The organism is Cupriavidus sp. 05N40, from assembly GCF_056397305.1.
Window position 1 is genome coordinate 1 of sequence record NZ_JBFTND010000421.1, and the last position, 1,754, is coordinate 1,754.

Here is a 1,754-nt window from a genome sequence, read left to right on the forward strand (position 1 = left end):
TTCTTGCGGCGTTCAATCAAGCCCATGCGGTCCAAGGCAGCGAGGGCGTCCCGGACAACGTGACGCTTGACGGCAAATCTCTCCATCAGCTCGTCTTCGACCAATCTCTCTCGAGGATGCAGCCGGCCGAAGACGATGTCTTCTTCAAGCGTCGCGACCATGTCGCTCAAAGAATCTGGCTGGGCGAAATCRGATTTGGCGCTATCGTCAAAAGCGGCGGAGAGCATCTCGGAGCTGGGCATCGGGCTAGCCGCACCGGCGGGCGAGCCCGGTGCGGTTGTACGATTCGGAATGAAAGCTGTCATTGTGAACTATTTTCCCGAGCCCTTGGCTCCTGAGCCCTATTCGCCCTTGCCAGGCACCTTGCCGCGATTCTCCACAGCGCGCAGGAAGTCGAAGTCGACCCCCTGGTCTGCCTGGTTGACCGTCGTGAGGAAGAGCTTGCGGTAACCGCGGTCCGCCGTCGGTACGACCACAGGCTTTTCCTCGGCCCGACGCTTCAGTTCCTCATCACTGACATGAAGCTTCAGTTCACGGCGCGAGACTGACAGGCTGATGCGGTCGCCATTCCGAACATGCGCTAGCGGCCCGCCGACTGCAGCCTCCGGCGTTACGTGCAGAACAATGGTGCCGAAGGCTGTTCCACTCATGCGGCCGTCCGAGATGCGGACGATGTCCTTTACACCTGCGCGAGCAAGCTTGCGCGGGATTGGAATGTAGCCGGCCTCAGGCATGCCGGGCGCGCCCTTCGGGCCGATGTTCTTCAGCACCAGGATGTCGTCGGCCGTGACATCGAGGTCGTCACTGTCGATACGGTTAACCAGATCTTCGGCGTTCTCAAACACCACAGCGCGCCCTTCGTGCTCCATAAGCTTCGGATGGGCCGCGGACTGCTTAATAATGGAGCCACCCGGGGCAAGGTTGCCGTTCAGTACGGCGATACCGCCCTGCGGGTAGATGGGATTTTCGCGAGAGCGGACGACGTTCTGGGCGAAGCCGGGGCCGGAGCGCTCGATTTCCTCTCCCAGAGTACGGCCGGTGACCGTCATGGCGTCCAGGTTCAGAAGAGGCTTCAGTTCGCGCAGCAGGGTTGCCATACCGCCAGCGTGATGGAAGTCCTCCATGTAGTGGTCACCCGACGGCTTCAGGTCCAGCAGCACCGGGGTGTCACGGCCCATGCGATCCAGACCAGCGAGGTCGATGTCATAGCCCAGACGACCCGCAATTGCGGCCAAGTGAACGATACCGTTGGTCGAGCCGCCAATTGCCAGCAAGACGCGCATGGCATTTTCGAAGGCGGCGGGAGTGAGAATCTTGTCGATGGTGAGGCGTTCCTTCGCAATGCGAACAGCCTCGGCGCCGGTCTGCTCCGCCACGCGGATGCGGTCAGCAGTCACTGCGGGGGGTGAGGCACCGCCAGGCACCGTCATACCCAGCGCTTCGGCGATACAAGCCATGGTGCTGGCCGTACCCATCACCGAGCACGTGCCCACGCTGGCCACCAGTTGGTTGTTCACGTCCGCGATTTCTTCCGAATCGATTTCTTCTGCGCGGAACTTGCCCCAATAGCGGCGGCAGTCCGTGCAGGCACCGACGCGCTCGCTACGGTGCGAGCCGGTCAGCATGGAGCCAGTAATCAGCTGGATAGCCGGAATTCCCGCGGACGCGGCGCCCATAAGCTGGGCCGGAACCGTCTTGTCGCAACCTCCGATGAGCACCACGGCGTCCATCGGCTGCGCGCGAATCATCTCCTC

General features: G+C 62.0%; 2 protein-coding genes. Both read right to left on the reverse strand.

Going from position 1 to position 1,754, the window contains the following annotated elements; all coding sequences use genetic code 11:
* Positions 1–227 (reverse strand): GntR family transcriptional regulator (locus AC1DO7_RS41130; protein ID WP_477117560.1); only part of this gene is annotated, 227 nt, incomplete at its 3' end.
* 114 nt (positions 228–341) lie between these two features.
* The coding region (locus tag AC1DO7_RS41135; RefSeq protein WP_477117559.1) for a dihydroxy-acid dehydratase at positions 342–1,754 on the reverse strand (1,413 nt) is incomplete at its 5' end.